We start from the raw sequence: 24,304 nt of genomic DNA, 5'->3' as shown, positions 1-24,304 counted from the left end.
GGCCGACAACGTCCCAGCCTCGTCATGTTCGACGAGGCGGGAATAGCCGACGACATCAGCGGCCAGGATTGCGGCCAACCGGCGCTCAACCCATGCTGTCGTCATCGCGCTCTCCCCGAGGAGATGTACCGGCCCAAGGCGTGGCCGGCCCTATTCACAGCCCGGTCCCTCAACCTGCCGAAGGTTGCAATGCTGCTCGACCAGGATACCACCAAGACACTTCGGTGGCGACGATACTCTGACAGGCACCTGTGAAGGCGGTTTGCGGCCGGCGGGGGCAACGCCAAAGTCCGGATCGGGTCAAAGTTTAACGTCGAGCGGATTAAATGAAGGTCCGCTTTACGCACGACAAGGGATGTCGGGATAAGGTCAGCCCAGTGCCAGAAGAAGACGCTCATGCATCGCCACGATGGATTGCGTCGAAGCCAGGGTCCGTCAGTTCGACTGTCCCAGCGTCCGGCACGGTCACGTATCCAAGCTGCTTCAACTCCGAAATAGCCACGGCTACGGCGGGATCTGTCCCGAAGTGCGCATCCAGTGTTGCCATTGTCATGCGGGCGCCGGGTTTTCGATGGGTCTCACGAAAGAACTCAAGGATCTCGCAGGCCGTCTCGCTGAGCGGCCTTCTCACCTCCATCGGATCAGCTCCCCCTATTCGGCCACGTGTAGGCGGAACCTGGGATCGTTCAGGCTGTCCTTCGATCCTAAACCGCTTATTGCGGCATCGATCTCCTTCATGCTGTAAGCCATGGAAGGGGCCAAGTTCGTGATGTGATGGTCCCATTGCATTCGGCAGGAGATGTAGGCCTCGGCACCGGCCTGCCCGTCAGCCGTGATCTCGATCCCCGCCTGCTGAAGCCGAAGCAGGGCAGCGCGGTAGCGTGCTCGCCAGCGGTCCTGGGTCCGCTGGTCCGGCTGAGCCTCCCGGTCCGGTGCCCCATGCGGGAGGAAGGTGTTCTCCAAGGTGGTGACGAGCATCATGGATGCTTCCCAGAGCTGCACGACGGCTCCTGCCTCCTTCAGCCAGCCGTGCTTCTGATCATCCAGGGCGCTCTTGATCAGGCTCACCGTATCCAAGGCGACCAGCGTGGAACGGGATACCGAGTGGTAGGGGTCACTAAAGCGGAAATAGAACAGCACCGGATAGAAGTGGTGGGCCTCCTTGGCCAGGGTCATCTCGACACCGAGTTCCGACAGGTTCGTGTAGCCGCCACTGAACTGCCCCTGAGGTCCGAGACGGGCCAGCAGTTCGGCGGCATCGCCTGTGCACCCGGAGAGGAAATGGATGTTCATGGCCAGCACGTTGCGCCGCTGAAGCGCTGTATAGACCTGCATCAGGTAGGTCAGCGTCAGCGACATCACCGACATGCCGATCAGCGAGTTGAACAGGAAGAGCAGCCGCATCGGGCTCGTGTGCGGGGTGAAGTCACTTGCCCCGACGATCGCCATGCTGGTGCCGCCGGCATACATCGCGGTGACGAAGTCGGTGGGCGTCTCGCCATTGCTGGCGCGGATGGACGTGCCGAGTTCCGGGTGCATGATCAACGCCGCCCCGAGCGTCAGCCCGAGAGCCCAGACCCCAACCAGCAACACGAGGATGATCGGACCGCAGAAGGACAGAACGGCTCCTTGTCTAGAGCCGAAAACCTTTGAGGCTGCGACGAAGATGGCCCAGACCAGCCGCCCGACCCTGGATCCGATGATGCTCGTGCCGATCCGGGCGTAGAGTACGATCAGAAAGATATCGAGCAGGATGATCAGGATCAGCAGTATTCCAAGCCCCTGCTCCAGTCGCCCCATCATGGCTGCCTCCTGTCATCCCAGCTGCTTCGTCAGGGTCGTTTGGGCTGCTCGACCGAGCCGCCGGTCGCCTCCCCGTTCTGTCCAGGCTCGATGCGCCACAGCTGCGTCTCAAGGCGCGGGCCGGTCTCGGGCTTGAACCAGCTCATGTCCTGAATGCGGGAGCTGGTGACGTAGAGGGTCCCGTCGGGTCCCTCCGAGAATGTATCGGGCCAGCGCAGCCGCTTGTCCTGAACAAGGGTGGCGATGCGATCCCCCTCACGGACCTTCACGGCATCCTGCTCGATCGCGCTCAGATAAAGCCGCCCGCGCCCGTCGATCCAAAGGCCATCCGTCGGCTCGGTTTCGGCGGCACGCTCCACCCGAGCCTCGAGGTCCTTCTCGGATAGACGCGGGTTCTCCAAGGCATCCGTCGTGATGCGATAGAGCGTCCGGCCGGTCAGGGCTTTCCAATAGAGCGTGCGCCCATCGGGAGAGAGCGCGATGCTGTCGGCGGCAAATTCGACCCCGCGCCCGTCGGGCCGGCGCAACTCCTGCCCGTCAGTCTTCACCACCACATCCTTTTCCGGTTGGGTGCTCGGGTGGCCGTCAAGAACGCGTCGAGCCTTGCCGTTCTGTAGATCCACGACAATGAGAGCACCCTTCGCCCCAGCATCGGTCAGGTAGGCATGACGCCCATCCGGCGAAAACCGCACGTCGTTCAGGTAGCTGCCCTGCGGGGCGACCGCCTCGTCGAAGCGGATCACCTGCGCAGCCTTGTTTGTCTTCAGGTCGATCCTGACAAGCTTGGGCCCACCCTTCACAACGGCTGCTGTGGCTGGCGCGGCCGGATCGACAACCCAGAGATTGCCGTGCGCATCGGCCACGACGCTCTGGACGCACACGAAGTGATCGCCGGCTGACATCTCGTTCTTCTTGGCATTGCGCCAGGAATTCCACTCATCATCCGGGTAAGGTTTGATCTGGCCGTCGCGCGTCACCTCGGCCACCGAGATCGGTGCATCCTCTGTCCACCGCGGGAAGTTGACGAAGATGCGCCCATCCTTCGAAACGCTTACTCCGGTCACTTGGTGTTCAAAGCTGGCGACTTGGTGCAGTTGCGCCGTACCCTGAGACGGTGCTGCACTCTGCTGTGCCATGGATGGGGTGGCCAGGAGCGTTCCGAAAAGCAGGGTCACTGTTGCGTGCCTGAGCATGGTCACCTCCATCGCCTGGCAATGATCGTGTGGGATACGGCTGCCCTCTCACAGCGTGAGCGCCGCTCGAGCGCAGCCGTATCGTCGAGAGTTCAGTGAGAACGTACTCTCTCTTGCGGGGCACGATCGGACACAGCGGCGAGGGATGGTGCGGCCCGCATGTCCGGAGGCACCTGGAAGTCCTTGGCTGCGCCTCGCGCCGCCTGGACACCCTGCGGGAAGCCTGTCCGATTTCGGTAGGAGCGTGGCCGCCCCCGGGGGCGGCTGTGGCGGGCCGTGACCCCCTGCGCGCCAATGATGTCGAGCAGCGTCACCCCCAGCACCACCGCAAGAGCAATCCCGACATTGTCACGCTTCGGATTGTCATGCCGCATAGCCGTCATCAGGGTGGCGATGTCGAGCCCGTCTCCGGCCACCCGGCTCCACAGTCCGAGTTGCTTGTCGGGGGAGAGTGACATGATGCCGTGCCCGAGTTCGCGGACGCCATAGGCCCGCACGAGGGCCTCCTTCCCCTCCATGCCAAGCGCCCGGGTGATGCGCTCCGCCGCGACTAGCTCCGCTATGCCCAGACCGATGCTGTACCAACCCAACGCTTTGGCCAGGCGGTCGACCGTCCCCAGCGAGCTGGGGCCGGAGTGGATGACCTTCGGGTCACCCTTGGACCGGGCAATGTTCGAGATGTAATAAGTCATGTCTTCTCTCCCGGTTCTTTAAGGCTTCAAAACCACCTTGATGCAGCTGTCCTGCTTATCGCGGAACACCTTGTACATCTCGGGTCCCTCATCGAGGCTGACCGTGTGGGTGATGACAAACGATGGGTCAATCTGCCCCTCCTCGATGCGGCGCAGAAGATCATCGGTCCAACGGTTGACGTGCGTCTGGCCCGTCCGGATGGTCAGCCCCTTGTTCATCAGCTGACCCATCGGGATCTTGTCGACCAACCCGCCATAGACACCGGGGATCGAAATCACCCCTGCCGGGCGGCAGACGTAGATCATCTCGCGAAGGACGTGCGGCCGGTCGCTTTCGGCTCCCAGCATCTGCTTGGCGCGGTCGTACACCGTATCCGGCATGGAGGGCGACACATGGGCTTCCATCCCGATGGCGTCGATGCACTTCTCCGGGCCCTCGCCGCCGGTGAGTTCGTTCAGACGCTCGACCACGCTCTCTTCGTCGAAGTTGATCGTGATGGCGCCACCAGCTTCCGCCATTTCCAGGCGCTCGGGCAGGTGATCGATGGCGATCACTTGCTTGGCACCGAGCAGAATGGCGCTGCGGATCGCCATCTGACCGACAGGACCGCAGCCCCAGATCGCTACCGTGTCCGTCGGCTGGATGTCGCACTGGACAGCGGCCTGCCATCCGGTCGGGAAGATGTCACCGAGGAAGAGAACCTTCTCGTCCGGGATACCATCCGGCACCTTGATGTGCGTCGCATCGGCAAAAGGAACGCGGAGATACTCGGCCTGCCCGCCAGGATAGCCGCCGGTCAGATGCGTGTAGCCGAACAGGCCTGCGGTCGCGTGGCCGAAGACCTTGTCGGCGAGATCCTTCTTGCGGTTGGTGGTCTGGCACACCGAGAAATTGCCGCGTTTGCACTGATCGCACTCGCCGCAGATGATCGTGAAGGGGACAACGACGCGGTCCCCCTTCTTGAGCTTGCCCCTCGCTTCGGGCCCGACCTCGACGACCTCACCCATCATCTCGTGCCCCATGATGTCACCAGGCAGCATCGCCGGGATGAAGTTGTGGAACAGGTGCAGGTCCGAGCCGCAGATGGCGCAACTGGTTACCTTGACGATGGCATCGCGCGGCTGCTCGATCTCAGGGTCAGTGACGGTGTCGCAGCGGATGTCTTCCTTGCCGTGCCAAACGAGGGCTCGCATGCCTTCCTCCTCCTCTTGTCCAACGAAGATGCTGAGGCTCCTGCGTCCGAAACTCGTCACAGTACGGCGCAGGTCTCTGCGGGGATGGTCGTCAGGGGTCGTGGCTCATGAACGTCCGCGCTGAGGGGAAGTGCTGCGGATGATCCCTGAGGGACATCCCGCTCCGTTACGATGCAGTGCGGGTCTCCCGCTCTGCAGACCTACAGCGAGGACAGCAATTTGAGCAAAGCGTTCCTGCTGGGCGGTCAGGTTTCGGGCTTGTCTGATCCCTGAGGCACGTTTGGCCCTGGGCTGGGCGCCTGGAACCCCGCGGAGGTTGCAACCAGCATGGCTTGTGACAGGGTCTGCATGCCAAGCCGCTGCATGACGTGGGTCCGATGGGTCTCGACCGTCCAAGGGCTGAGGCCGATATCCCGTCCGATTGCCTTGTTGGTCCTGCCGGCCAACAAGCCTGCTTACGCTGCAGCCATCACTGCCCGCTACGCCGTATTGGCCCGTGCGACGTGAAGGCCCGTCCGCCTGCAGACAGGGCGCCCGGAAGCGGCAATCGGCGCACGCAACAGCCACAGCCAGCTGGATGCACCGCCGAAGAGGGCCGCGGGTAAGTCGCGCTCGGCTGGGTTGCTTCGTGGGCGATGCGACCACCCGGGTTGATGCGGGCTATGGCTGGTGCGCTGAGAAATGCCCGTGACGATTCAGCCCCGCATTTCGGGCATGCGCATGGGTCCTGGAACCGCGCCATGGGCTGCATCGTTGTGAACGGCCCGCACCCTTGGCACTCGTAGTCGTAGATCGGCATGGCGTCCTCACGTTCGAGCTCGTGCGGCGAGTTGGCAGGCCGAGCGCGTGATTGCCCGCCCGGCCCGTCCCGTCACGCGGCGGGCTTGAGAACCACCTTGGTCCAGCCCTCGTCGCGCGCGTCGAAGTGTTGGTAGGCGTTCGGTGCCTCGCCCAACGGCAGCTCATGCGAGACGATGAAGGACGGCTTCGCGCGGCCAGTCGAGATCAGGTCTCGCAGCTGCCGGTTATACGCCTTCACGTTGCACTGGCCGGTGCCGATCGTCTGACCCTTGAACCAGAAGAGACCATAATCGAAAACGATCTCGCCCTGCTTGTAGAGCGGGTCCTGCGGAGCCGGATCCTGGGGCACATAGACGCCGACCACGCCGATACCGCCGGTGAATTTCACTGACCTTACCAAGTCGTTCATGATCATGTTGGGGTGCTCTTGGCCCTCCGGGTCGTGTGCCTGGTAGCCGACGCACTCGCAGCCGCGGTCGGCTCCGATGCCGTTCGTCAAAGCAAGAACTTGGTCCACCGGGGAGCCCTTGGAATCGTCGATGGGCAAGGCCCCAATCGAGCCTGCGAGGCGCAGACGGTCGGGATGGCGGTCGACGACCATGACCATGCAGGCGCCCTTGATCATCGAGGAGTGAGCAGCCATGAGGCCGACCGGCCCGGCCCCGTAAATGACAACCGACTCGCCGGGACGCAATCCTGCGAGCTCGGTGACGTGCCAGCCGGTTGGGAAGATGTCGGCCAACATCACATAGTCGCTTTGTCGTTCCTCCGCGTCCGGTGGCAGCTTCAGGCAATTGTAGTCGCCGTAGGGGACGCGAAGAAGGTCGGCTTGGCCACCCCGATACGGTCCCATATCAGCGAAGCCGTACGCGGCGCCGGCCATGTTTGGCACGACGCTTCGATCCGCCGTGGTCAGGCAGAACGCGCTCAAGCCACGCTCACAGTTCTTGCAGAACCCGCAGCCGATGTTGAAGGGGATGGCGACCCAGTCCCCAACCTTCACCCGATCGACCGCGTTGCCCACTTCGGCCACCTGACCGAGGTTCTCGTGCCCGAACACGCCGCCGCGCGGGAAGTCGGTCCGGCCCTCATACATGTGCAGGTCGGAGCCGCAGATGTTGGTGCTCGTGATCCGTACCAGAACGTCGGTCGGCCTCTCGATGCGCGCGTCGGGCACGTCCTGTACCGCAACATCGCGCGGCCCGTTATAGACAACTGCTCTCATCGTCTTCTCCCAACCTGAAGCCGCATGCTCGATAGACGCAACTCGTCGCCTTGACGATGGCGTCGCGGGGAGGTCGTCAGGGCTCGTAGCCTTTGAACGTCTGCGCTGAGGGGAAGTGCTGCGGATGATCCCTGAGGGACATCCCGCTCCGTTACGATGCAGTGCGGGTCTCCCGCTCTGCAGACCTACAGCGAGGACAGCAATTTGAGCAAAGCGTTCCTGCTGGGCGGTCAGGTTTCGGGCTTGTCTGATCCCTGAGGCACGTTTGGCCCTGGGCTGGGCGCCTGGAACCCCGCGGAGGTTGCGACCAGCACAGCTTGTGACAGGGTCTGTACACCAAGCCGCTGCATGACGTGGGCCCGATGGGTCTCGACCGTCCGAGGGCTGAGGCCGATGTCCCGTCCAATTTCCTTGTTGGTCCTGCCGGCCAACAAGCCTGCCAGGACTTCGCGCTCCCGTTCCGACATCTCGGCGATCCGAAGCCGCACCCGGCCTGCCTCCTGGTTTTGCTCATCTTCCTCATGGGTACTGGCTGCGGCCGACGCCACTGCGGCCAGAAGCTGGTCCGAACCATACGGGACCGGCAGGAAGTCCACGGCTCCAGCTTTCATCACCTGCACCCCAAAGGTCACGTCGCCTTTGGCGTCCCCCAGAACAATGACCGGCAGACCGATGCGCCGGGCCTTGAGCTCCCTCGGAACAACCAGACCACCAGCGCCAGACCGGCCGATGTCGAGAACGACGCACCCGGCCGCGAGAGCCGGGGCCGCCTCCAGGAAGGATTTGCCGGACGAAAAGACTCTGGCCTTGTAGCCGGCGTCGCGAAGTAAATGGGAGAGACCTCGGCGGGTCGCCTCTTCGGCATCGACAACATACACGAAACGCCCATCATGGCGGGTGATGTCTTGGGCAATGCCGCCGGCGCGGCGGATCCGGCCCTCAGCGTCGCGAATGGGGAAGAAGGTGTTCCGGATCCACCGCACGATCCCATCCTGCCGGATGATGCGAAACTCCTCGGTGCTGATTTCGCCCAGTCTCACGCGTTCAAGCGCGCGTCGTGCGCGTTCTCGATCATCCGGATGGAGGAAGCGACTCCAACGGCTGGGATCGCCGAGCACTCCCTCCCGCGGCTCGCCCCAAACGGGTTCGAAAGCGGGACTCAGGTATTCGAGGTTCATCGTCGCGAAATTCAAGATCCAAAGGGTGTTGCTGGAGTTCTCGGCGAACTGCCGGAAGCGCTCTTCGCTCTCACGCAGAGCTGCTTCTGCCCGCTTGCGCTCTGTGATGTCCAAGGCGGCTCCAATGAACGCAGCGGGACGGCCTTGCTCGAAAGTGACCTGGCCATGGGTGGACACCCAACGCTCGATCCCATCTCCGATCCCGATCACGCGGTATTCAACGGCGTAGATACCAAGACCAGCAGGATCGCTGCACTGAACGATAGCGGCCTCGACGCGCGGACGATCCTCGGGATGGATGCCGGACAGAAACACCTCTTGGTCGACATGAGCATCAGGCGGCAGCCCCCACATCGCCTTGAGCCGGGCATCCCAGTCCAGTGCTCCCGTGACCGGATTCCAGGTGTAGGGCGACAGACCGATGAGGTCGATGGCAGCCTGGAGCAGCGCCTGGCTTTCGCGCAACGCCTGCTCCGTCCGCTTCTCCCGCTCAACGACCTGCACCACAAAGACGGCGCCCAGACCCTCCTCAGCGGTCTTGCGGAAGGGCGCAGAGCTCACCCGCGTCCAGATCTCCTGGCCATCGGGGAGTGTGACGAGGAAGTCGACACCGGGAACAACCGTTTCACCCCGCAGTGCCCGCGCGCTCGGATAGTCGGAGGGGCTGAGACGCTGGCCCTCAGGGGTGTAGCCCCGCCAGTGCTCACCTTGGATGGGATCTCTGGAAGGGATTTTAGCAAGGCCGTACTGCTGGAGGATCTGGTTGCTCAGGACGATGTTCCCCTCCGGGTCGACGAGGCCCACACCAACCGGCAATTGCTCCAGAATGGCTGCACGCTTGTTCTCGCTTTCGCGCAGGGCTGCCTCAGCCTGGATGCGCTCGGTGGTCTCGTGGACAGTGCACAGCACCCCGCCGACTTCCCCGGTTTCATCACGGATGGGGCTGTAAGAGAAGGAGAACCAGGTCTGCTCGGGGTAGCCTCTGCGCATGAGAGTCAGCGGCAGGTCCTCGAAGTAGCTGGCCTCCCCTCGCATGGCCCGCTTGGTAATCGGACCGATGGTGTCCCACACCTCCGACCAGACCTCAGGGAACGGCCGCCCGAGGCTGCTCGATTTGTCACCCATGATCGGAATGTAGGCATCATTGTAGAAGCTCGTCAGTTCCGGCCCCCAGGCCAGGTAGGTGGGAAAGGCGGAGCTCAGCATGATGCTTAAGGCGGTGCGGAGCGACTGCGGCCAAGTCTCTGCTGGCCCGAGGGGCGTGGCGGCCCAGTCGTGGGTCCGCATGCGTTCACCCATGATGCCGCCGTTGGGAAAGGCTTCCGCCGTGCTCATTTCATTCTCCCTGGAAACACATCATGAGCAGCCTTCCGACAAATCTTTACGGGTGTGAGGGCGGCTTGCCAAAAGGAACTACGGCTACGCGTCCTCCCGGCCACCCCTGCCTGCACTATTACATCACAGGAACCCGCAGCCCCTTTAAAGCCACAGGTTCATGTCTCTTTGCGCTTAGACAGTACGAAGGATGCCCCAAGAGTTTTGATCCGATCAGGGCGGTAGTCACCACTTGGAAGACGACTGACCACCTGCATTGGCTGCTCTGTGATGTAAGGTGGGCTGTGATAGAGCCAGGCCTACAAAGTTACGTTTGCAGTCACGTAGCTTCCCTCAGGAATCGACCGGTATCCGTATGGGCCCTTGCAACCGTTATCCCCCACGAATCCCGCTGAACGGCAATGGTCAGCGTCAGTAATCCAATCTCATCAGGCGGGACGCTTCCGAGATCCCCCAACACCACTGAGGTGTGCCATGGCGGACCAACACGATGACCGGCCCCGGCCGGTCCGCAACGATATTCCGGCTCGCCCTCGAGCAACCGGAGCCGCGCAGTCCTGGCCGGGTCAACGGCATGGGCGACAGGATGCTCTCCGGGACCGTTCCAGCCTTGGCATAGTTGGCCTTGCCCTCGCGGCCGCTGCCGGCGTGGCCGCCATCGGTCTGATCGACGCCCAAATGCGCGGTACTGGGAGCCGGACGAGGACAGGTCCGAACCGACAGCCAGTTTCTGGCCACGAGCCGGAGGTCGAGCGTTCGATCACGATCGAGGACGTTCCCGCGGACGAACTTTACCGTTGCTGGCGCGATCCGGAAACCATGAAGCGGATCATGGCGCCCTTTGCCGATGTCCAGCCCACGGGTGATGGGCAGACACGCTGGAACGCCGGCCCCAATCTGGGCTCCTGGGACATGCGCTTGGCCGATGACCAGCCGGGCGAGTTCATGCGCTGGGAGGCACAAGGCGGGGGCGCTCTGATCCGGGAAGCGTCCGTGCGCTTCCGCCCCGCTGGCGGCAACCGCGGCACCGTGGTGGTCCTGCGCGCCAGCCTCGATCCACCCGGTGGCATGCTCGGCCGGATCGCCACCCAGATGCTGGGCAATACGCTACCGGCGGCGCTTGCGAGCAAGTCGCTGCACTACTTCAAGGCCCTCGTCCAGACCGGCGAGATCCCGACCACCGAGCGCCAGCCGGCGGCTCGGCCCGACCCTCGCTGACGAGGAGGCTTCTCATGCGTGCGCTCATCTGGAACGGCGTCAACGATCTGCGTGTCGAGACCGTCAAGGATCCCGAGATCGTCAATCCGCGTGACTGCATCCTGCGGGTCACCATGTCGACCACCTGCGGCTCGGACCTGCACTTCATCGACGGCTATATCCCGACCATGAAGGCCGGTGACGTGATCGGTCACGAGTTCATGGGCGTGGTCGAGGACGTCGGGCCTGAGGTGAAGAAGGTCAGGAAGGGGGATCGGGTCGTGGTGCCCTCCTTCATCACCTGCGGCCAGTGCTGGTACTGCAAGAACAAACTTTATTCGCTGTGCGACAACACCCATCCCAAGCCCGAGCTACAGGAGCCCATCCTCGGCTATCCGACCGCCGGCATCTACGGCTATACCCACGCGTTCGGCGGCTATGCCGGAGCGCACGCCCAGTATGTGCGCGTGCCGTTTGCCGACAACGATTGCTTCAAGGTGCCGGATGGTCTGCCGGACGAGCAGGTGCTGTTTCTCTCTGATGCGGCCCCGACCGGCTACATGGGGGCGGACTTCTGCAACATTCAGCCCGGCGACGTGGTGGCCGTGTGGGGCTGCGGCGGCGTCGGCCTGATGGCCCAGAAGAGCGCCTTCCTGATGGGAGCCGAGCGGGTGATTGGGATCGACCGCCTGCCTGAGCGGCTGCAGATGGCCCGCGAGCATGTTGGCTCCGAGACCATCAACTACGAGGAGGTCGACAGCGTCCTGGAAGTGCTCAAGGAAATGACAGGCGGCCGGGGCCCCGACGCCTGCATTGACGCGGTCGGCATGGAGGCGCACGGCATCGGTCTGCAATACGCCTACGACCGCGCCAAGCAGCTCATGTACATGCACACAGATCGCGGCCAAGCGCTACGCGAGGCAATCCTGGCCTGCCGCAAGGGGGGGATACTCTCGATCCTGGGCGTCTACGGCGTGATGGACAAGTTTCCAATTGGGGCGATCATGAACAAGGGCCTGACGGTGCGCACGGCCCAGCAGCATGGACAGGCTTACATGGACCGCCTGCTCGACCATGCGCAGAAGGGAGAGCTGAATCCATCGTTCCTGGCGACGCATCGATTCCCGCTCGAAGATGCACCACATGGCTATGCCATGTTCAAGCACAAGGAGGACGGCTGCGTCCGCTCTGTGTTCATTCCCTGAAACCGGAGCAATCTCCATAATAATCTCTAAGGTTCTGGAATTATCGGGGATAGAGGGTGCATGCCCGGACCCTGTTATGTGCCCCGAGTACGCGATGGACGAACTTCTACTGAGCGCCAGGGTTGAGCAAGGCGGCACTGGGGCCCTTATACACTATTGCTAAGCGCCACCTGACTGACGTGGCATCAAGTCCTCAGGCTGTGTGGCCCGGTCGCCACCCCAAGCAGAGATTGTGAATGTCCGCATGGGGTCGATTTCGTTGAAAAACTCCCGGGTGCCGCTGCGTCGGTCTTTTACTAACGTCAGCGTACGAGATCAGGCCCAGCATTCTGTATGCTGACTGCGCAAAAATCGGCCGATGCGGACTTTTTCAACAGTATCGGTCAAACTGCGACGAAGAGTATGGCCCCGTGAAGATCCGCTAAGGCCGGACAAGCTGACCGATGCGCTACGTCGAACCGAGATCAATCTTTAAATTCCTTAAAGTGCCCTATGCGATGCCAATCACTCCTGTTTTTCTGCATGTGACGTTTGTGATCCTACGACATCAGCATTTTCAATGGCTTAGAGCATCGGACGATTTGTCGGACCCGCTCCGTTCCACCCCTGCCTAGCGGAGAAAGGTGGAGCGTCGTGGATCCGCTTTTTCGTCCGATGCTCTAGCTCTTGAGACGCCATGTGACGCTTGTGACAACCATCGCGCTTTGCACCCGTGCATCACTCCGCACGGGTGGAGCGCTGGACCGTGTACACTGTTAGGCTCATCCGCATCATGAGAGAGCGTCCTTTGCACGACGGATGAAGTCCAAGATACTGCGGCGCTCCTGGATCGCCTTGCCAGTAAAGCCGCCATGGCGATAGTTGCCATTGGCCTGCCCTTTGGGCACGCCGCTACCCTTCGCGCCACCATGCATCCGACACCTCGCCGTTTGCACTGCCAAGGCCCATCTCACGGAGCTTGCCGGCACCTGTCTGACCGGGTTCCCTCCAGCGGAACAGAAACACCCAACGGCGTCGCGACCCATCTGAGGAGATCGCGAGGTAAAGCCCACCACCGTCGGCATGTCGGCCTGGTTTCTTGAGAGTCGCGGTGGCTCGTGCGGAGAGCCTGCTCGTGGTTCGCGCCATGTTCGGTTCCTGGCCAGGCCCCAACATGGGTCCCAACAACAGTGCGGGATTGTGGTGAACTTTGGCGAAAAACGTCAGCTTGAAAGTGCAATTATCACAGACTAATCAAACACATTTCGAATAGTCACGAATAGCCCTGAACCATAGTACGACAGACACTCCCTCCGCCAACTTGCTTTAGCCCTTCTTGAAATTGCAGCGGCAATTTCGACCGGCTGCTCGGCGCACCGACAACGGCCCCATCCTCACCAAGCGCCGTCATATCCTTAAGGTCTCTCAGGGCTGACGAAGCGCGAGGGTCTGTCCTTGTTCTCGTTTCAGTTTTTCAGGCGAAGCGTTTGGCGCCGGCGACGCACAGGACAACAAATCCTGTCGCTGCGAGCATTGTCCAGGCGACCGGTTCGTGAAGTAGCAGGCCTGCCAGCGCAAAGCCGAAGAAGGGCTGGAGAAGCTGCAGTTGTCCGACACCTGCAATGCCTCCGAGTGCGAGGCCTCGATACCAGAAGACGAAGCCGACTAACATGCTGAAGATCGAAACGTAGGCGAGACCGAGCCAAGCCGGACCGCCGATCCCGTTCCAGGATCCCGGCATCGTGACCAATGCGAGCGTCGCCATCATCGGCAACGAGAGAAGCAGAGCCCACGAGATGACCTGCCAGCCGCCGAGCTTTCGCGAAAGCGTGGCTCCCTCGGCATAGCCGAGGCCGCAGACCATTACGGCCGCCACCATCAATAGATCACCCACCAGCGAACCGGCGCCACTATTGAACAGGGCAAAGCCTGCTACCGTCGCGCTGCCGAGGCCTGAGAATAACCAGAACACAGGCTTCGGTCTTTCGCCGCCACGCAGGACGCCGAAGATGGCGGTCGCAAGCGGGAGGAGGCCGATGAACACAATCGAATGCGCGGACGTGATGTGCTGGAGCGCGAGAGCAGTCAGAAGTGGGAAGCCGACCACAACACCGAGCGCAACAACAGTCAGTGACCCAAGATCGACCCGCGCAGGCCTCACCTGCCGAAACACGATAAGAAGGGCTGCTCCAAGAAGCGCGGCTATCGCAGCACGGGCTGAGGTCAGGAACAGGGGCGAGAAATCGCCCACAGCAGCCCGTGTCGCCGGCAGGGAGCCGCTGAAGATAATGACACCCAGGAGGCCGCTGCCCCATCCGTCCGTTGTTCGATGCATCGTGCCTCGCTTTCGAACCGAGATGCTAGAAAACCCAGGCTGGCACGAACAGCGACAGTACGATACAATTCGACAGAACTGTATGGATAAAGGAGGCCATGCAATTGTTGGATCAAATGAAGAGCCGGGAATGTACACGAACTGGTGATGTGATGACGGCCATTCGTCTGAAGATTTCAAGCCGCGCCCTTGCGTCCGGCGACCGGTTACCCTCGATCCGTAGCTTTGCTGCGACCATGGGGGTGTCACCTTCCACCGTCGTCGAAGCCTATGATCGTCTTGCCGCCGAGGGACTGATCCGTGCCCGGCGCGGTTCGGGCTTCTATGTTGCCAACACCGGATTGCCGCCGATGGCGCTGACCGAGGTCGGGCCGCGACGTGATCAGGCCGTTGATCCTTTTTGGGTCTCGCGTCAATCGCTCGACGCAGATCCTGCGGTTATCAAACCAGGGTGTGGCTGGCTGCCGGCAGAATGGATGCCGCAGACTGCTCTTCGCCGCGCTTTGCGAACATTGTCGCGGGACGAGAATGCTGTGCTTGCCGATTACGGAAGCACGCGCGGCTCGCCGATTCTGCGCCGGTTGCTGCTCGGACGGTTTGCTGACGAGGGGATCGAGGCGTCGCTCGAACAAGTCCTGCTGACTAGTTCCGGAACGCAGGCCATCGATTTGATCTGCCGCTTCCTGTTACGGCCTGGCGATGCGGTACTGGTCGACGACCCATGCTACTTCAACTTTCAGGCGCTACTCAGGGCCCATCAAGTCAAGATTGTGGGTGTGCCCTACACGCCCTCCGGGCCGGACATGAAGGCCTTTGAGGCGGCGCTAATCGCGGAACGACCACGCCTCTACATCACGAATTCTGCGCTTCATAATCCGACAGGCGCCACTATCTCCCCGCAGACAGCCCACAGGCTTTTGAGTGCAGCAGCGGCTCACGACCTAACGATCGTCGAAGACGACATCTTTGCCGATTTCGAACCGGAGCCGTCGCCACGCCTTACCGTGCTCGACGGTCTCAACCGTGTCATTCGCATCGGGAGCTTTTCGAAGACTTTGTCCGCCTCGATCCGCTGCGGCTACATCGCCGCACGGGCAGACTGGATCGAAGGTTTGGCGGATCTTCAGGTTGCCACCAATTTCGGCGGACCGAGCCCGGCTGCGACCGAGCTGATCGCCAATGTTCTTGGAGGTGGCAGCTACCGCAAGCATATGGACGAACTGCGCCAGCGCCTCGCACGCGCGAGACACGAAACGGCAGCCAGGCTGGAGTCCTTAGGCATCCAGCCTTGGCTCATGCCACGTGGGGGCTTCTACCTCTGGTGTCGCCTGCCAGATGGCCACGATTCCGCTTTGCTTGCCCGCATAGCCGTTGAAGAGAACATCGTTCTTGCTCCGGGTAACGTGTTCAGCGTCTCGCAAACGGCCGCTCAGTTTCTTCGGTTCAACGTCGCTCAGTTGGGAGATCCGCGCATCTTGGCCGTTCTTCAGCGGGCAATGGCTTCTCATCCTGCAAATTGAGCGTGCGTGAGACTTATCTTTATATCGGATCGATTACCGATAATTTTTGCTCCTATTATCAAAGGAAACGGGCAGTACTTGTTATTATTCGATAAACGGTTTATATAGTTGTTATCGGATTTTGGCCGGACACTCGGGTCGTTTCGCTGTTGGTTCTGCCACGCGCACGTTCGGACTTTCTTACCATTACATCGACGGATCCATCGAGGCCGCGCTTTTGCGCGCCTTCGTTCACGTGCATCTTCAACGAATGCGAAAGGCTATCCCAATGCTCATGGGCACAGTAAAATTTTATAACGATATGAAGGGCTTCGGCTTCATCCAGCCGAACGACGGCAGCAAGGACGTTTTCGTTCACGCCACGGCCCTGGAGCGCGCAGGCATGCGCGGTCTGGTTGAGGGACAGAAGGTCTCGTTTGATACGGCCGAAGACCGCCGGAGCGGCAAGCTCGCCGTCAACAATATCCAGACTGCGTGAACCTTGATGCCGGTGCAGGCCCCTCACCCGTGCCCCTAAGCCCTTAAGCCGCTCCGGCGAGGAGCGGCTTTTCCTTTATGCCGGCCACAACTCCTTTTAGGAGCCACCGCCCCACCCTGCCCGGCGTCAGCCGAGCCTTAGGAGAAAAGAATGTCCCACAAGTACCAAGTTCGTCAGCTGGTCCGCCTCACCCATCCGAGCTTCTCGGACAAACGCGCCAGTTCGAGCGGCATCTATGAGGTTACGCGCCTCATGCCTGCCGATCAAACCGGCGAGGTTTCATACAGGATCAAGTCCTCCGACGCCGGCGAGCGTGCTGTGCGCGAAAGCGAGATCGCCGCACGGGCTCTGAGCGTGTGACCGGCGGCGAACCCTTCTTCCATGGATCGTTCGTCTATGAGCCGATCGCGATGCTCAGGCGAGACGACGAGATTCTGTACGTCGCACAGGTTGGCAAGGCTGCGTCGCAGCGCTTCATGATCCTCACGCCGAGTGGTGAACCTGCTTGGCCGCATGAGCCGCTCAGCAGCCTGTCGGACGTCGGCTGGGCGCTTCGAGCGCATGAATGGCACGTCGTGACGCCCGAGCCCGTCCGTCAGAACGTGCGACCGGCCAAGACCCTGTCCCGTCTTCTGATCCAGAGAGCTTAGGCCGGCTGGGCGCATGATGAAACTGCTCGCATTCTTTGCTGAGCCAAAAGGTACGGGCAGACGGAGCCAAACCATGACCGATCATCCGACCAACCTGGACGCCCATCGCGGCATGGCTGCCCAGAAGGCAACCGACCTTCGGCGCCTGCGCTCCGAGGTCGAGGCCGATCAGCAGGCGCTTCGAACAAGACAGACCGAGCTCGAAGACCTCCTTGCAGCCGCACCGGCCGCCGACTGGCCGGAGGCGGTTGAGAAGGCCCGTTACCTGCTTGGCCTTTTCGCTCAAAATACGGATGCAAGCGATCTTCGCAGGCTCAGGCTCATCGACCGAGTGCTGGCGGACTTCGACCATCTTCTCGACAACTCGACCAGCAACTGAGACTATCTAGGGGGCTGGCTAAACCGGAGACAAGCCATGGCTAAGGGTGAGCAGCGCAGTAACCGCGAGGCGAAAAAGCCCAAAAAGGATAAGCCCAAGGAGGCGGTTCCGGCGTCGCCTTTCGCGACCCAAAGCAAGGGCGGCGCGTCGGGAAAGCCATCCGGCGGAAAGCGATAAAGCATTCACTGCCCTGCCCTGCTGAATGGGGCGGGCTCAACGCGTCATTTCCGAACGCCTGAGCTGGATATCGCTTGATTTGTCGATGGGATAGCCGAGATCATGCCCGACACGAGCAGACAGAAAGGAAGCCAGTTCGGCGTTTCACGAGGCCGGTAGAACCAGGGGCGCGGCCTTAACCCTTGACTATCGATGACAAGCGTATCCTTTTCCCAGCGGGCAAAATCACCTCCGAACCGTTTGAAGGCCTGTTCATGATTCCTTGGTCGGTGCTCGATGTGGCGAAAATTCCTGGTGAGGCTGGTGAGCTGCGGCTCAAGAGACGTGGTGCCGAGTTCTCGATCATGTTGGGCAACAACGAGCTTATGAACAGTCGTCTGAGCGGCTCCGAAGAGGCGCTTGCCCGACTATCCTGTGAGAGACTTCGGACCCGGGAGAACCCTCAGATTCTTATCGGCGGTTTAGGAATGGGCTTCACGCTCCGCGCTGCATCGGCTGAACTCGGCCCTGAAGCCCGGATCACCGTGGCGGAACTCGTGCCGGCTGTCGTGGCGTGGGCGCGAGGGCCCATGGCGGAGATCTTCGGAAACAGCCTTGAGGATCCTCGGGTCGGCATCTACGAGGGGGATGTCGGACATCTGATAAAATCAGGGCGGTCGTCCTACGATGCGATCCTGCTCGATGTCGACAATGGTCCAGAGGGATTGACCCGCCAGGCGAATGACAACCTCTACGACTTCACAGGTTTAGGCATCGCCCGAAGTGCCCTGACTCCCGGCGGCGTTCTCGCGGTCTGGTCCTCCGCGCCTAACAAAGATTTCAGTCATCGCCTCCGTCGTGCAGGATTTAAGGTCGATGAAGTCACGGTGCGCGCCAACGGTGCCCGTGGTGGGGCCCGACACACAATTTGGATCGCTACCAAGTAGCGGCTTGTCCTTCGTTCCGTACCCGTTGAACGGCCGTTCTAGGAGCTCAAGCACCCGTCCCAGATTTCTGCTGAGGCGTTTGGCTGGACCAGTACCCAGTAAGACTCGTCCCGTCGCGGGCGCCCCAACCTTCCCGACTTGCTTGGTCATAGACCGAAAGCGCCTGCTCGGCGATTGGAAGCGAGTAACCAAGCTCGTTCGCCTCTGCGATCATGGTTCGCAGATCCTTCCGGAATGAATCCACGTCGAAAGTCACGGGCTGAGGATCGTCGCCGCGCAGTCCTTTCGCGACCATGGGCCCACGCGCCTTCAGAATGTTGGCGCCTCCGGAGGTCTCCGAGAGGAGGTCGACGATCCGGTCCGTATCGAGGTCGAGATGGCGGCAGATGGTATAAGCTTCGCCCAGGGTCTGGTAATAGACCGCCAGCGGCAGGTTCACCGCCAGTTTAAGGCTGGCTCCAGCCCCGACGGGCCCCGCATGTTCGATCCGGCGGCAGAATTGGTCGAGAAGAGGACGGGCGCGCGCCACGTCCTCGGCGCTCCCGCCCACGAGGCCGATCAGCCGCCCCTCCCGTGCGGGACCAGTGGAGCCGCTGACGGCGCACTCTACGTAAGCTCCCCCTCGTGCCGCCACCTGCTCGGCGGTCCGACGTTGGGTACTTGGCTGAACAGTGCTGGTCTCGATGACGAGCTTCCCGTCGATGTCCCCAGCCAGAATGCCCGAGGGGCCACTGAAGACGGCCTCCAACGCCTTGGCGTCCAGAAGACAGGTGATGATCACCTCGGATTGACTGGCTGCTGCTGCCGGAGTTTCGGCCAGAACGGCTCCTGCCGCGACCATCTCCTTGGCTTTGTCCGGGTTTCGGTTCCAGACCACCAGATCGTGGTCGAAGCCCTTTAGCCGCGCCGCGAGGGCTGTTCCCATCCGACCGAGGCCAACCATTCCAACTCTCATTATCGACTCCCAAAATGTATGCGTTTTTGCGCTAATGATGGCGCTTGGAGCAGCCTTGCTCGCGCAGAATGTGATGCTTCGCGAAATGTCAGGACAAGGGGTTTGTTTGCCTATGGCGCAAGAGTTTCCTCTGTAACGCTCTCCTTATGCCAGAAGACGAACCGACGCTGCGCCCAGGCCACGACCCAGAATGTCGCCAGACCCAGGAGGCTGAGATAAATGATCAGCGAAAACACGCGCGGCGTATCAAGCTGCGCTGCGGCGACACGGATCAGCTCGCCGAACCCCTTGCCGCCGCCAAGAAACTCGCCAACAACAGCGCCAACCACGACGAGAACGGCTGCGTTCTTCAGCCCTGAGAAGAAATGGGGCATTCCAATCGGCAGCTTGAGTTGCACCAGGGTCTGCCAGCGGTTGGCTCCCATCGTCTTGAACAGCATGCGGGCATTTGGATCGGCTGCGTGTAAGCCCGCGGCGGTCCCGACTATTACAGGGAAAAATGCGATGAACGCTGCAAGAGCGACTTTCGATGCGATCCCAAAGCCCAGCCAGGATACGAAGAGGGGTGCAAACGCCACTTTGGGCATCGTGTTGACTGCCACGAGATACGGCATCACGGCCCGCTCGCCGAAGGAGGTTTCGCCTACGAGAACGCCGAGAGCAAAACCAAGCGCGACGGCGATTATGAAGCCAAGGAGCACCTCCTGCGTGGTCACCCAAAGAGCATGGAGCATGTAGTCGCCGGTCAGAAGGTTGCGTCCGACGACAAACAAGTCCTCGATCGTCTCCGCTGGCGACGGTAGAATGATCGGAGACACGAGTTCAATGATGTAGACGAGCTGCCAAACAGCGAGGAAACCCGCCAAAAGGGTAAGCATGGACACCCAACGCGGGACGCGGTCGATCCATGAGACGTGTTCACTCCAGATCGTTTGCTCTGGCATCGAGGCGGTCCCTACCGTGCTGTGCGCCTGGGTCATTGGAACGCTCCCTTATCGAGATGACCGCGAATGCGATGAACAAGGGCGCCGAAGCGCGGATCTGTCATCATGTCCAGGGTTCTGGGCCAGGGTATGTCGACGGTGATTGCCTCCACGAACCGACCCGGCCGGGGTGACATCACGTAAACAATATCTGACAGGATCACCGCCTCTGGAATCGAGTGGGTCACCAAGAAAGACGTTGCGCTGCGCTCAAGGCAGATCCGCTGCAGCTCCATGTTCATGAAGTCGCGGCTCAATTCGTCGAGAGCGCTGAACGGCTCGTCGAGGAGCAGAACTGCCGGTTCTGTAATGAGCATCCGGCAGATAGCAGCGCGCTGCGCCATGCCGCCGGACAGCTCACCCGGATAGACTGTCTCGAACCCTTTGAGGCCGACGAGGTCGATGAGCTGGCGGGCCTGATCGTATTTGGCGCGAGCTGCCGCTTTCCCGTCGCGGATCTCGATCGGGAGAACGATGTTCTCTATCGTCGTTCGCCACGGAAACAGCGTTGCCTGCTGGAACATCATCCCGATATCCCGCCTCGGCCCCAGCACAGGCCGGCCCTGAAGGATGACGCTTCCGGAGGAAGGCGGTTGCAAGCCCGCCATGATCTTGAGCAGGGTTGATTTTCCACACCCGCTAGGGCCGATGATGGCTGAGAAAGTACCTTCGCGAAGAGTGAGGTCCACCTTGTCGAGCGCCTGCACATTCCGCTTGGCGAAGGTTTTGCTCACTCCACGCAATTCGTACACCGGCCGACCCGTAAGACCGACCGATGAATCAGCGTCTCCAGGCATGGACAGCACCGCCATCAGTTGGCGCCTTTGTTCCAGGCATCAACAAACTGGTTGGTGTATGCAGCTTTCAGATCTGGAAGCGGAGCCTTCAGAACACCTGAGGCGACAGCACTCTTATGCCAGAGTTCCCAATGCTCAGGTGGCTGATAGCCCCATCCCTTCGCTTGATCGGCGGGCGTAATCCGGTCCTTGACCTGCTCGAACAGAGCGGTTGCAAGCTTCGTATCCTCGCCCTCTTGAGGGTTGCCCGTCTTGGCGTGCCGCAGAACCTTCTCCTTATTCGCCGGATCAAGGCTGAACTTCGTAGCCTGGACGAGGGCCCTCCCAAACTTTTCGACGGCCTGCGGGTTCTGATCGACAAACGAGCGCAGAGCCGCATAGCCGTTGCCGAAGTAGCTCAGGTATTGCTCCGGCGTAATCTCCCGGAGGTCGATGCCCCTCGCCTCCATGATGGCGGCATCGCTGACCGCTGCCGCATAGGCCTTGATGTCACCACGCAAGAACGCGGCGGCAGCAAGCCCGCCGTCACCGACTGGAAGGAAAGTATAGTCCTTGCCTTCAGTCATGTTCAGATCGGTCAGAATTGCACGGGTAAAGCCGACCTCTGCGCCGTCCGCCGTGCCGACGCCTATGACGGCTCCTTTAAGATTGGCAGGCGTCTTGATCGGAGACTTCTCTTGAACCACGAGTCCGAAGACGGACTTGGCGAAGTGATTGTAGATAAAAACGACGTCGACCCCTCGAGCCCTAGCGGCAAGCACCGGGGCTGGCCCTGGCTGGCCGATCTGGGCTTGGCCAGCGGACATTGCTTGGAGAACCTGCGAGGAGCCGTCAACCGCCTCCACCGTTACGCTTAGGCCCTCTTTCTCGAACATCTTCTCGCCGATTGCCACATGAAGTGGGAAGTTGTTGATTGCAGATGGGTTAGGAAGGGCGACCGTTATCTTAGTGGTCGCATTTTGAGCACTGGCGTTCGACACCCAAGGGGCCAATGCGAGCGCGATCGTCAGGCCAAGAGCCTTGCTCATTTTCATCGACATTTCCTCTCTGCTATTGTTCTCATTGGCGCCACGTTTGACGTGGCGTCACAGGATGTAGGCACTGAGAAAAACTGTCAAAATTTGTATGCGCCTGGGAGCAGTAATTGTTTGCCGAATACTTCCGAATGGGTACTCGACATTTCTCCGATCTGAGATGTGCCACTGAGAGCAGGCCTAAGCTGGGGTCTTTGCTGGCCAAGATTGAAACTATATTCCGTCGCCAACACGAGTGCAGCCTCGCAAGAGGGATCTTGGCTCTCTCCAAGAAGACCTGTTTTATCGATGCTGCTGGGATCTTGCGACAATACCGTTCTTGTGAGGCCGTTTGTCGGCCTGCGCGGTCTACTTTATCATAGGGTAGAGGTTTCAGTCTCCAGCCTCTCGGCATGAGACGGAGAGGTCACCAGCAGGGACCTCAGGCGATCCTGCTGTTCGGCGAACGCCAACACGACGCCATTATTCTCGCCAAGCCCAACGGCGAGTTCACGATACGCAATCTCCAACCCGGCGAGAAGCTGCGTTCGGGTAAATTCCGAGAAGAGACCATGCACCAGTACTTCCGTTACAAGTTGCTGGGCCTCGACTTCCGCCTTGAGCCGTTCGACGTCCTTGGCCAGCTGCGGCACGCCAGAGAGATTTGAAAAGCTCATGACCGGTGACTTTCTTGACCTCTGGGAGGATGTTTTGATTTCTGGCAAAACTAATCCTAAAGAAGATGAAGATGGATCGGATCTGGCTTTGGTCCGTGTGCTGATAGGTCTAAGGTCGGACGTGACTGAATGCAGCTTAAACGGCCGCGGCGGACCTGTGTCGCACACGGGCCCGGTGGGATCTTCTCGTCTGAGTAAAGCTTCTGTTCGCGCGGTCAGGATCACCAATGGCGGAGTTGCGCGGCACTTAGCTTAAGGAGCAAGGCGAAGACCTGCTCTTGATCGTCTGCATGAAAAAATTCTGGCGCTCTGGCGTTGAAGAGAACAGGTTTCACGAAGTGCGCCAGTTTCGCTGGTGTGCTTCCTTTAAGCAAAATGAGTAGATGTCCGGCTTCTCGGCGATGCCAGAGGCGTCAAACGCCTGGGCGTACGGTCCGACGCCAGGAGCGCGGCTTCTACACGGTTTCGCACTTGGAGTTTCTGCAGAATATTCGTCACGTGGTGCTTGATCGTCTTCTCGCTTAGATCGAGTTTGTTACCGATCTCTTTGTTGCTGCGACCTTCGATCAGAATCGACAGGATCTGCTCTTCGCGCTGCGTTAGGTCTGAGAAGCGGTCCGAGCGCGGCTCTGGAGCAGGTTTCGTGATACTGCTTCGCATCAGGAGCTTTGCAGCAATGCTTGGCGAAACGTAGTGTTCGCCCTGCGAGAGAGTACGAACCGTTTGCACCAGCTCGCGGCTTGTCGTTCCCTTTGCTATGCAACCGCGTACGCCCTGTTTGAGCGCAGCACAAATCTGCTCGTCGTCACCCGTCGAAGTCAGCATCAATATCATGACAGTCGGGAAAGCGAGGGCAATCTCCTCGATGACGCCCATGCTGCCCGGGATCTCACTATCCATTACAAGAACATCGGGTCGTTTTTCTTGCGCGATCTGGATGGCGTCGCGGGCCGTTCCGCCCAGGCCCACGACTTCGATGTCAGGTTGAGCTTCGAGATTGTAGACGATCCCATCCCGAAACAGAGGATGCTGGTCGACAATGCCGACACGAACTTTGCTTCCCATCTGATCCCCCAAATCAGTTGCGGCATGTGGTCGAGCGCACGTCACCAGCCACCACATGATCATGATGGTTGGGCCGCCAACACATTATCAAAGCCGCTTGCCCACTAGATCCAACAGGATGGCAATTTCTGTAGCGAACTGTAGTGATCCGCTACGTTTTGATCGCCATCCGCTGCTAAAGGATCCTTACTAATACTGATACGAACACACTTTCGCCGCAATAGAAAACGCTATTAATTTCCTAAATTCGGGAATTTTTCAGGATATCTTAGGGCGTAATTCTAAGTGGGTAGACTGTCGTACTTGGCGGTTTATTTGCCGTGTGTTGATCGCCTTTGCGATGCCCAAGAGGGGCGCGTTTTCGCGGCGCGGGCCGGGCACGATGTTGCCAGTTATGGATAATCCTGGACTGGCGGGGAGCACCGCACGGCAGGCCGGGTCCACTATTCTAAGCAGCAGAATTCAACAAAGTCGTCCGCCGGGGGCCGTGGGGGGCTTGGGCCTCCGGCGGAGGAGATGCGGCCCGGGGGCCGCATCGAGGGGATCA

The 24,304-nt window shown here is 60.7% G+C and carries 25 protein-coding genes; 8 read left to right on the top strand and 17 right to left on the bottom strand.

Going from position 1 to position 24,304, the window contains the following annotated elements; all coding sequences use genetic code 11:
* Positions 1–394: 394 nt before the first annotated feature.
* The 9 genes from DRB19_RS25270 to DRB19_RS25230 form a co-directional block, all read right to left on the bottom strand.
* The gene (locus DRB19_RS25270; protein WP_114188779.1) at positions 395–637 is read right to left on the bottom strand and encodes a type 1 periplasmic-binding domain-containing protein; all 243 of its coding nucleotides are present in this window, start codon (positions 635–637) and stop codon (positions 395–397) included.
* Positions 638–651: 14 nt separating this feature from the next.
* Positions 652–1,803, bottom strand: a complete 1,152-nt coding sequence (locus tag DRB19_RS25265; protein WP_114188778.1) for an ion channel — start codon at positions 1,801–1,803, stop codon at positions 652–654.
* A gap of 29 nt (positions 1,804–1,832) precedes the next feature.
* Entirely contained in the window at positions 1,833–2,996 is a 1,164-nt protein-coding gene (locus tag DRB19_RS25260) for an SMP-30/gluconolactonase/LRE family protein (RefSeq protein ID WP_114188784.1), read from the bottom strand.
* A 92-nt stretch (positions 2,997–3,088) separates the two neighbouring features.
* Positions 3,089–3,688: a hypothetical protein gene (locus tag DRB19_RS25255; protein WP_114188777.1), complete on the bottom strand. Its 600-nt coding sequence runs from the start codon at positions 3,686–3,688 to the stop codon at positions 3,089–3,091.
* Positions 3,689–3,706: 18 nt separating this feature from the next.
* A complete protein-coding gene (locus tag DRB19_RS25250; RefSeq protein WP_114188776.1) occupies positions 3,707–4,882 on the bottom strand; it encodes a zinc-dependent alcohol dehydrogenase in 1,176 nt (391 codons plus the stop codon).
* A 245-nt stretch (positions 4,883–5,127) separates the two neighbouring features.
* Positions 5,128–5,328, bottom strand: a complete 201-nt coding sequence (locus DRB19_RS25245) for a LuxR C-terminal-related transcriptional regulator (RefSeq protein WP_245439828.1) — start codon at positions 5,326–5,328, stop codon at positions 5,128–5,130.
* 23 nt (positions 5,329–5,351) lie between these two features.
* A complete protein-coding gene (locus DRB19_RS25240) occupies positions 5,352–5,681 on the bottom strand; it encodes an FmdB family zinc ribbon protein (RefSeq protein ID WP_114188774.1) in 330 nt (109 codons plus the stop codon).
* Positions 5,682–5,753: 72 nt separating this feature from the next.
* A complete protein-coding gene (locus DRB19_RS25235; RefSeq protein WP_114188773.1) occupies positions 5,754–6,908 on the bottom strand; it encodes a glutathione-independent formaldehyde dehydrogenase in 1,155 nt (384 codons plus the stop codon).
* Between the two features lie 230 nt (positions 6,909–7,138).
* Positions 7,139–9,421, bottom strand: a complete 2,283-nt coding sequence (locus DRB19_RS25230; protein WP_114188772.1) for a PAS domain S-box protein — start codon at positions 9,419–9,421, stop codon at positions 7,139–7,141.
* A gap of 474 nt (positions 9,422–9,895) precedes the next feature.
* Here DRB19_RS25230 and DRB19_RS25225 point away from each other — a divergent pair, with 474 nt between their 5' ends.
* The gene (locus DRB19_RS25225; RefSeq protein WP_114188771.1) at positions 9,896–10,639 is read left to right on the top strand and encodes an SRPBCC family protein; all 744 of its coding nucleotides are present in this window, start codon (positions 9,896–9,898) and stop codon (positions 10,637–10,639) included.
* A 14-nt stretch (positions 10,640–10,653) separates the two neighbouring features.
* Positions 10,654–11,823 (top strand): zinc-dependent alcohol dehydrogenase, encoded by a 1,170-nt coding sequence (locus tag DRB19_RS25220; RefSeq protein ID WP_114188770.1) that lies wholly within the window; start codon positions 10,654–10,656, stop codon positions 11,821–11,823.
* A gap of 891 nt (positions 11,824–12,714) precedes the next feature.
* Here the strand turns inward: DRB19_RS25220 and DRB19_RS31740 are convergent.
* A complete protein-coding gene (locus DRB19_RS31740) occupies positions 12,715–12,951 on the bottom strand; it encodes an integrase arm-type DNA-binding domain-containing protein (RefSeq protein ID WP_338067382.1) in 237 nt (78 codons plus the stop codon).
* 325 nt (positions 12,952–13,276) lie between these two features.
* Complete coding sequence (locus DRB19_RS25210) at positions 13,277–14,137, bottom strand: DMT family transporter (RefSeq protein WP_114188769.1); 861 nt, start codon at positions 14,135–14,137, stop codon at positions 13,277–13,279.
* A 152-nt stretch (positions 14,138–14,289) separates the two neighbouring features.
* Between DRB19_RS25210 and DRB19_RS25205 the strand changes: the two genes are divergently transcribed.
* The 6 genes from DRB19_RS25205 (at position 14,290) to DRB19_RS25180 (ending at position 18,267) form a co-directional block, all read left to right on the top strand.
* Positions 14,290–15,657, top strand: coding sequence for an aminotransferase-like domain-containing protein (locus DRB19_RS25205; RefSeq protein WP_162815858.1), 1,368 nt, complete (start codon positions 14,290–14,292; stop codon positions 15,655–15,657).
* Positions 15,658–15,925: 268 nt separating this feature from the next.
* Positions 15,926–16,135, top strand: a complete 210-nt coding sequence (locus DRB19_RS25200; protein WP_114188783.1) for a cold-shock protein — start codon at positions 15,926–15,928, stop codon at positions 16,133–16,135.
* A 150-nt stretch (positions 16,136–16,285) separates the two neighbouring features.
* A complete protein-coding gene (locus DRB19_RS25195; RefSeq protein ID WP_114188767.1) occupies positions 16,286–16,495 on the top strand; it encodes a hypothetical protein in 210 nt (69 codons plus the stop codon).
* A 50-nt stretch (positions 16,496–16,545) separates the two neighbouring features.
* A complete protein-coding gene (locus tag DRB19_RS25190; protein ID WP_162815857.1) occupies positions 16,546–16,785 on the top strand; it encodes a hypothetical protein in 240 nt (79 codons plus the stop codon).
* Between the two features lie 73 nt (positions 16,786–16,858).
* The gene (locus DRB19_RS25185) at positions 16,859–17,164 is read left to right on the top strand and encodes a hypothetical protein (protein WP_114188765.1); all 306 of its coding nucleotides are present in this window, start codon (positions 16,859–16,861) and stop codon (positions 17,162–17,164) included.
* Positions 17,165–17,595: 431 nt separating this feature from the next.
* The gene (locus tag DRB19_RS25180) at positions 17,596–18,267 is read left to right on the top strand and encodes a spermidine synthase (RefSeq protein ID WP_114188782.1); all 672 of its coding nucleotides are present in this window, start codon (positions 17,596–17,598) and stop codon (positions 18,265–18,267) included.
* A 46-nt stretch (positions 18,268–18,313) separates the two neighbouring features.
* Here DRB19_RS25180 and DRB19_RS25175 read toward each other — a convergent pair whose 3' ends face one another.
* The 6 genes from DRB19_RS25175 to DRB19_RS25150 all read right to left on the bottom strand — a co-directional run bounded on the left by DRB19_RS25175 (position 18,314) and on the right by DRB19_RS25150 (position 23,757).
* The gene (locus tag DRB19_RS25175) at positions 18,314–19,222 is read right to left on the bottom strand and encodes an NAD(P)-dependent oxidoreductase (protein WP_114188764.1); all 909 of its coding nucleotides are present in this window, start codon (positions 19,220–19,222) and stop codon (positions 18,314–18,316) included.
* A gap of 110 nt (positions 19,223–19,332) precedes the next feature.
* The gene (locus tag DRB19_RS25170; RefSeq protein ID WP_114188763.1) at positions 19,333–20,202 is read right to left on the bottom strand and encodes an ABC transporter permease; all 870 of its coding nucleotides are present in this window, start codon (positions 20,200–20,202) and stop codon (positions 19,333–19,335) included.
* Complete coding sequence (locus DRB19_RS25165) at positions 20,199–20,939, bottom strand: ABC transporter ATP-binding protein (RefSeq protein WP_245439827.1); 741 nt, start codon at positions 20,937–20,939, stop codon at positions 20,199–20,201. Before DRB19_RS25165 ends, DRB19_RS25170 begins: the two co-directional genes overlap by 4 nt.
* Positions 20,940–21,016: 77 nt before the next feature.
* Complete coding sequence (locus DRB19_RS25160) at positions 21,017–22,036, bottom strand: ABC transporter substrate-binding protein (protein ID WP_245439825.1); 1,020 nt, start codon at positions 22,034–22,036, stop codon at positions 21,017–21,019.
* A gap of 356 nt (positions 22,037–22,392) precedes the next feature.
* A complete protein-coding gene (locus DRB19_RS25155; protein ID WP_114188761.1) occupies positions 22,393–22,692 on the bottom strand; it encodes a hypothetical protein in 300 nt (99 codons plus the stop codon).
* A 366-nt stretch (positions 22,693–23,058) separates the two neighbouring features.
* Positions 23,059–23,757, bottom strand: coding sequence for a LuxR C-terminal-related transcriptional regulator (locus DRB19_RS25150; protein WP_162815856.1), 699 nt, complete (start codon positions 23,755–23,757; stop codon positions 23,059–23,061).
* Positions 23,758–24,304 lie beyond the last annotated feature (547 nt).

Source organism: Microvirga aerophila, assembly GCF_003332305.1.
GTDB lineage: Bacteria > Pseudomonadota > Alphaproteobacteria > Rhizobiales > Beijerinckiaceae > Microvirga > Microvirga aerophila.
This window is presented reverse-complemented; position numbering and strand designations above follow the sequence as displayed.